This window comes from Cellulomonas sp. P4_A2 (assembly GCF_056402515.1).
The window spans coordinates 1-5,986 of sequence record NZ_JBFUHG010000033.1; the positions used below are offsets into that span (position 1 = coordinate 1).

The window sequence follows — 5,986 nt, forward strand, 5'->3', positions numbered from 1 at the left end:
GGCCCACCGTCACGTCGCCGGTGAGGGTGGTCAGCTTCACGCTGGCGGCCTCGTCGAGCTTGACGACGCCCTCGGCGCCCTCGAACGTGACGTCGCCCAGGCGGCCGACGCCCCGCAGCTCGGCGCTCGCGGCCTTGGYCTCGACGCGGCGGGCGGACCTTTTCTATTCCGCGACGTCCACCTCACGGGTCCAGCCCGTAGGCCCGGGACGGAAGCCGACGCGCTCGAGGTACTCACGGTTCTGCGGCAGGGCGTCGACGACGAGCGACCGCAGGCCGTGCGCGGCGAACACGCCGCTGTGCCGGTACACGAACTCGCCCGGCGTGAAGTCGCGGAACCGCGGTGTCACGTAGTCGAGCTCGACGCGACCGACCCCGCTGCCCGCATCGCGCACGACGACGACCCCGACGGTCTCGTCCCCGCGCTGCACGAGGAACGCCGCGCCGCCGTCGTCCGGCGCGAACGACGGCTGGAACTTGGCGATGTCCTCCTGGTGCACGTGCAGCACGTGCTGCAGGTAGGCGTCGTGGCCGTCCACCTCCACCACCGAGTAGACCGACTCGTCGTGACGCTCGCGCTGCAGCCTGACCAGCCAGTACACGTCGATGACGACGATCACCGCGTTCATCGCCGCGAACGGCCAGATCCCGATGACCGAGTTGTAGACCGTCGCCAGCAGCGCGCCCACCAGGTTCAGCACCCGGAACCGCAGCACGCGCGCCTGCGCGAGGGACACGATGATCAGGGCCGACCCGGCCCATCCGACAACCTCGAGCCAGTTCATGATCGAGGTTATCGAGGTCGGCGGCTCGCGTGCGCTCCGCGAGGGCGACCGACCGGTCCGACGCCGCCGCAGCGCTAGAGCGTGCGTGCCGCGATGTTGCTGGTGCGCCCCTGGGGCACCAGGAAGCCCCGCGCCTCGGCATGCCGGCGCGCCACCGCGAGAGCCTCGTCGCGACGCTCGGCGGGCACACCGCTGAGCGCGACGACGACTCGGCCACCGGCCGTGCGGGTGAACGTCACCGAGGCCGTCGGGCTGATGGGGACGACGAGCGTGGCCGCCCTGGCGCTGCCGATGGGGCCGGACTCGATGTGCGCGAGCTTGCGGACGAGGCCGCGAACGACCAGGAGCGGCAGCCCGACGAACACCAGGCCGACGACGAAGAAGATCAGGAAGTCGAAGGCGTACGAGAGCGGGTCGTTCTCGGACAGCTGCGAGACGCCCTGGATCGATCTCAGCGGCACCACGACCGCCGTCACCCAGACGACCCAGTCGGTGTACCAGGGGCTGTTGAGCCCCCACCCGTTGCGCGTGCGCGTCACGTCGACCCCCTCTCGGTGCGAGAAGGCTGGCAGAGCCGTCGCCCCGAGGTGCGAGGTCCAGGCGGCATTCACCCGACCGCGCGCACGTCGTCGAGGCTCAGCCCACGCCCTCGGCGACGAGCGCGTCGGTGAGCAGCCCGACCAGGGTCTCGAGCTGGACGTCCGTCGACGACGAGGCGTCCTCGTCCCCGAGCCCATCGAGCGCCCGGGCGGCCAGCGCCGACTTGCTGTCGATCAGCTCGGCGATCTTGGCGTCGATGGTCTGCGCGGCGATGATGCGCCAGGCGGTGACGGGCTGGTCCTGGCCGATCCGGTGGATGCGGTCGATGGCCTGGGTCTGCTCGGCGTCGGTCCAGGACAGCTCGGCCAGCACCAGGTTGGACGCGACCTGGAGGTTGATCCCCACGCCGGCGGCCATCAGGGAGCACACCGCGATCTGCACCTCGGGGTCGTCGGTGAACGAGGCGATGTTCTTGTTGCGCGTCCTGGTCGTCTGGTCGCCGCGGATCGAGGCGAACTTGATGCCGCGGTCGGCGAAGGTCTGCTCGGCCTGGTCCATCACGTCGACGTGCCGCGCGAAGAACACGACCTTGCCGACGTTGCGGGCCAGCTGCGCGGCGTAGTCGGCGGCCAGCCCGGCCTTGGCCTGGCCGATCCGACGAACCATCGTGAAGACGTTCTCGCCGGTGGCCTTCGAGCTCGAGTCCTTGAGCTCCCCCGCCGCGACCCGTCGGACGAGCTCGGCGTCGATCCCGTCGGCCACGCCCTCGGCAGCGCGCGCTTCCACGGCGGACCGGTAGCGCGCGACCATCCGGGCGGCGAGCGCGGCCTCGGCGGCGCGGATCGAGCGGCCTACCGCCCCGTCCAGCTCGACCGGCAGGTCCGCCACGCGCCGGGCGGGGATGTCGGCGACGACGTCCACCTTCCGACGACGCACGATGCCCATGTCGATGACGCTCGCTCGCGCGGCGGTGTAGAACCCGGGGTCGGCCGGGGTCAGGCCTGTCTCCTCCAGGGCCGCCATGAGCGGACCCAGCGGCTTGGTGTCGTCGATCCAGCCCAGGAACTGCCAGATCGCGCGGAAGTCCTCGATGTCGTTGATGAGCGGGGTCCCGGTCAGCGCCATCAGCAGCGGCCGGGCCGCGCGCGCCCGGATCCGCTCCGACAGAGCGAGCACGTGCTGCGAGCGCTGGGACGTCTTGTTCTTGATGAAGTGCGCCTCGTCGACGACCATCCCGCGGAACCCGAGGGTGCCCAGCCAGCCGACGTGCCGGTCGAGGATCTCGTAGTTCACGATCACGACGTCAGCGAAGGCGTCCACCTGCTCGCCGTCGCCATGGACCACGGTGGCCGTGCGGAACGGCGTCCACAGCCCGACCTCGTGCGCCCAGTTCGTCTTGACCACGTTCGGCACGACGACGAGCAGCGGGTAGGCGTCGGCGGCCTGCGCGGCGAGCAGCGCCTGCGCGGTCTTGCCGAGCCCGGGCTCGTCGGCGAGCAGGAAGGTGCGATGCCCGCCGACCGTCGCCGCGACGACCTGGGCCTGGTGCGGCATGAGCTCCCGGCCGGGCGGAGTGGGCACCCGGCGGGGCTCGGGCAGCGTCATGCAGGCCGGTGCGCCGGTGGCGGCCCGCTCGAAGGAGCTGAAGAGCGGTTCGAGCAGCTCCCAGCCGGCCAGCCGGCGCGCCTTCGTCGCGGACCGCTCGGCCGCGGCCTCGAAGTCCGGCGCCAGGAACGGGTTCGCCAGCTGGCGCGAGATCACCGACCGGGGAATGACCTGAGTCGGAGAGGCCAGCGTCGGGGTGACCGGCACCGCGGCCGGCTCGGGCTCCTCCGGCGGCTCGAGCCCGCCCGCGGTCATGAGCGACGCCTTGTAGGCGCGCGCCGCGTCGGAGACCCGGGCGTCGTCGGCCAGCAGCTGGAGCAGCGAGGTGTCCCGGGCCGCGATCCGGGCGAGCATCGTCGCCACCCCGTCGAGCCGCTTGAGCTGTTCGGTGCGTCGCGACGAGGACAGAGCGCCGTCCGCCATGACGCGGGCCCGCTCCTCACGCACGAGCAGGGCCACGACCTGGAACTTCGTGCGGACGGCCGGGCGCGTCGGCGGCCGCTGCACCGCGCGGTCGACCTCGCGCGCGACCTCGGCGAGCACGGGGATGATCCCCTGCTCGGTGGGCCGCGGGGCAGGGCGACGCTGGGCCCCCGAGTCCGTGCGCGCACGCCCGGACCCGCGCTGACCGCCTCGTGCCACATCTCCTCCTTCGCAGCGTCCGCACCCGCGACCGCAGCACAGCGCGCCGAGCCTGGGCGCGCGCCCGAGCCGCTCCGACCCAGGTCTCCCCACCCGTGCCGCACGCCACCGAACCTGGGCGCTTCGACGGGGCACCGGTCACGGCACAGCGTCCCCGCATGCGTCGTCGTGCGGCCCTGCTCACGCCGATGGTGACACGCCCCGGCGAGTCTCGATGAACCGCGGCGGGGCATGTCGTCGCCGGCCTGATCACCGACGCACCTGGAGCCTACCGCTGGGCGGAGAAATCACTCACTGAGTGCGAAGGCGCCGCCGGAACTGCTCGGAGACTCTTCAGAGCAGATCGACGACGAGGCGGATCGTGGCCCAGATCGCGCGGCCGGCGGCCCGGAACCAGCCGACGCCCGTTGCCCGGCCGTAGCTCCACACCCCAGCGAAGAAGGCCGCAATGCTCACCGCACCGACTGCGAGCGCGGCGGCGACCAGGCTCGTCGGCAGCGACACGACGTAGTCCAGTGCCAGGACGACCCCGACGACCATCAGGGCCAGAACCGACGGAATCCGGAGACGGCTCAGCCAGCCTTCGCTCGGCTGGCTCGTCTCGGTGCTCACAACACTCTCTCGTCCGCCGTGGGTGTCGCCCGCGGGAACTGTAGAGGAGCGATCTGGCCTCGGGTTCGGCTCCCCCCCGAACGGCGCAACGGAGAGTGGGAGGCACTTTCGGGGTCGACAAGCCGCAATGCGTTGTCAGCCGAACGCGGGTTCATCCCCGCGGACAAGCACCAATTCGTTGCCTTCCGGGTCGGCGATCCGCCAGCGACCCTGCGACTCGTCAAGAAGCCGTCCACCGGCTGCGACGATCGTGGCGAGGCGCTCCTGCGCGAGGTCCGACGGCACCGCCAGTTCTACGGAGATGCGGTTGCGCTGCCGGCGCCGCTCCGTCTCGGAGGCGTCGAGCTCCTGGAACAGCAGCACCGGGTTCAGCCGCCGCGGATCGACGATGTCGCTCTGCTCGGCTCGCCGGTCCGTGGTGTACCCGAGTGCGGCGATCCAGAACGCGCGGACCGCTGGGACGTCGGCGGCGTCGAGGAAGAGCTGAACGAAGCGCGGCAGTCCCGGGTCCGCCGTAGCCCCGAGCTCGCGGGCAGCGGTCTGGATGCTCTCGGCGAGGTCGATGAAGTCGAGCTCGAGGCCGTGGGCATCGGCCTCCCACTGGTCCTTGCCGCTGTCGAGGATCACGAGCCCAGGGCGCAGGTCGATCAGCAGCGGGAAGCCCGCGTGGGCGGCGAGCTCTGCTGCTGCGGCGGCCAGGTCACTCTGCTGCGCCGTCGAGGTGGCGCGGTAGCACGCCATCGCACTGAACACCGCCTGCCAGTCGGCCGTCCCGGTCGTTTCGCTGAGCGGATCGCCCGGCACCAGGTCGACCTCGTTGCCGTCGGGATCGGCGTGACAGACCCCGAACACTCCGTAGGCCTCACCAAGACCCGCCTGCTCGACCGCCGCGGCCGGCCGCACCACGTCGACGTGGATGCGGTTGCGCAGCGGTCGAGGCTCGGTCGACTGCCGCATCCGGATCGCGGGGTCGCGCCGCAAGGTGTCCGCCAGGCCGCCGTCCTCATCGGGCGCATAGTCGAGCGCGCGCTGCCAGAACGGCCTCACCGCAGACGGGTTCGCGGACTCGAAGACGGCGCTCAGGTGCTGCAGTGCGGCCGGATTCGCGGCCAGCCCGAGCTCCCGCGCGGCCGCCGTCACTGCCTCGGCGTGCTCGTCCGAGTCGAGGCGCACCCGAAGGCCTGTCGCGCGCAGGTCGACCAGGGCCGCTCCCGACGTCTGCACGATGCGTCCGGCCAGCGCAGCACCCTCGATGACCGAGGGTGCGTCGAACCACGCCGTCGCAACGCCGTCGAGCGCCCGCCAGTCCGTTCGGTTGTCGGCCATGCCGTTCACCGTAGATCTCATTCCGGACGATCACCGTCCGGATCAAATCAGGCTCCGGCATCCCCCGCTCCGCAGCCCTAGTGGGTGAGACCAACGTGGCCAGTTGCGCGAGCTTCGGGCAGGGTCAGTGCTCGACGTCGATCTTGGTGACTCGGTAGCCGTCCGAGGCATTTCCAGTGACCTGCATGTGAACCGCTACTCGACCGTCCTGAAACTCGCCAGACCACGTGCACACGACGTCCTCGCCCGCTCCAGCGGGAGCCGAGCACCCTTCCGACGTCATTTGCGGATCGGCCATGGCGGTCGGGAGTGGATCTGTGACGCCCGGATCACCGTAGGCGACCAGCAAGTCGTCGTCGCCGGAGACCCACGCCTGGTAGACGCACAACGCTGCCTCGTCAGCGCTGACGGGACGGTGTGGCTTTTCGGTGCATTCGGATGTCGACGCGGTGGTCGCCGGGGTCGAGTCGCTTGACT

General features: G+C 71.3%; 6 protein-coding genes. All 6 read right to left on the reverse strand.

Annotated features, from left to right (window positions below; all coding sequences use genetic code 11):
- Positions 1-163: 163 nt before the first annotated feature.
- A complete protein-coding gene (locus tag AC1DUE_RS19805; protein ID WP_477041127.1) occupies positions 164-784 on the reverse strand; it encodes a hypothetical protein in 621 nt (206 codons plus the stop codon).
- A 74-nt stretch (positions 785-858) separates the two neighbouring features.
- Entirely contained in the window at positions 859-1,323 is a 465-nt protein-coding gene (locus AC1DUE_RS19810; RefSeq protein WP_477041128.1) for a hypothetical protein, read from the reverse strand.
- A 97-nt stretch (positions 1,324-1,420) separates the two neighbouring features.
- On the reverse strand, positions 1,421-3,571 hold the full coding sequence (locus tag AC1DUE_RS19815) for a DEAD/DEAH box helicase (protein WP_477041129.1): 2,151 nt from the start codon (positions 3,569-3,571) through the stop codon (positions 1,421-1,423).
- Between the two features lie 333 nt (positions 3,572-3,904).
- Complete coding sequence (locus AC1DUE_RS19820; RefSeq protein ID WP_477041130.1) at positions 3,905-4,183, reverse strand: hypothetical protein; 279 nt, start codon at positions 4,181-4,183, stop codon at positions 3,905-3,907.
- Positions 4,184-4,318: 135 nt separating this feature from the next.
- On the reverse strand, positions 4,319-5,509 hold the full coding sequence (locus AC1DUE_RS19825) for a VOC family protein (protein WP_477041131.1): 1,191 nt from the start codon (positions 5,507-5,509) through the stop codon (positions 4,319-4,321).
- Between the two features lie 124 nt (positions 5,510-5,633).
- On the reverse strand, positions 5,634-5,986 hold a 353-nt coding region (locus AC1DUE_RS19830), incomplete at its 5' end, for a hypothetical protein (RefSeq protein WP_477041132.1).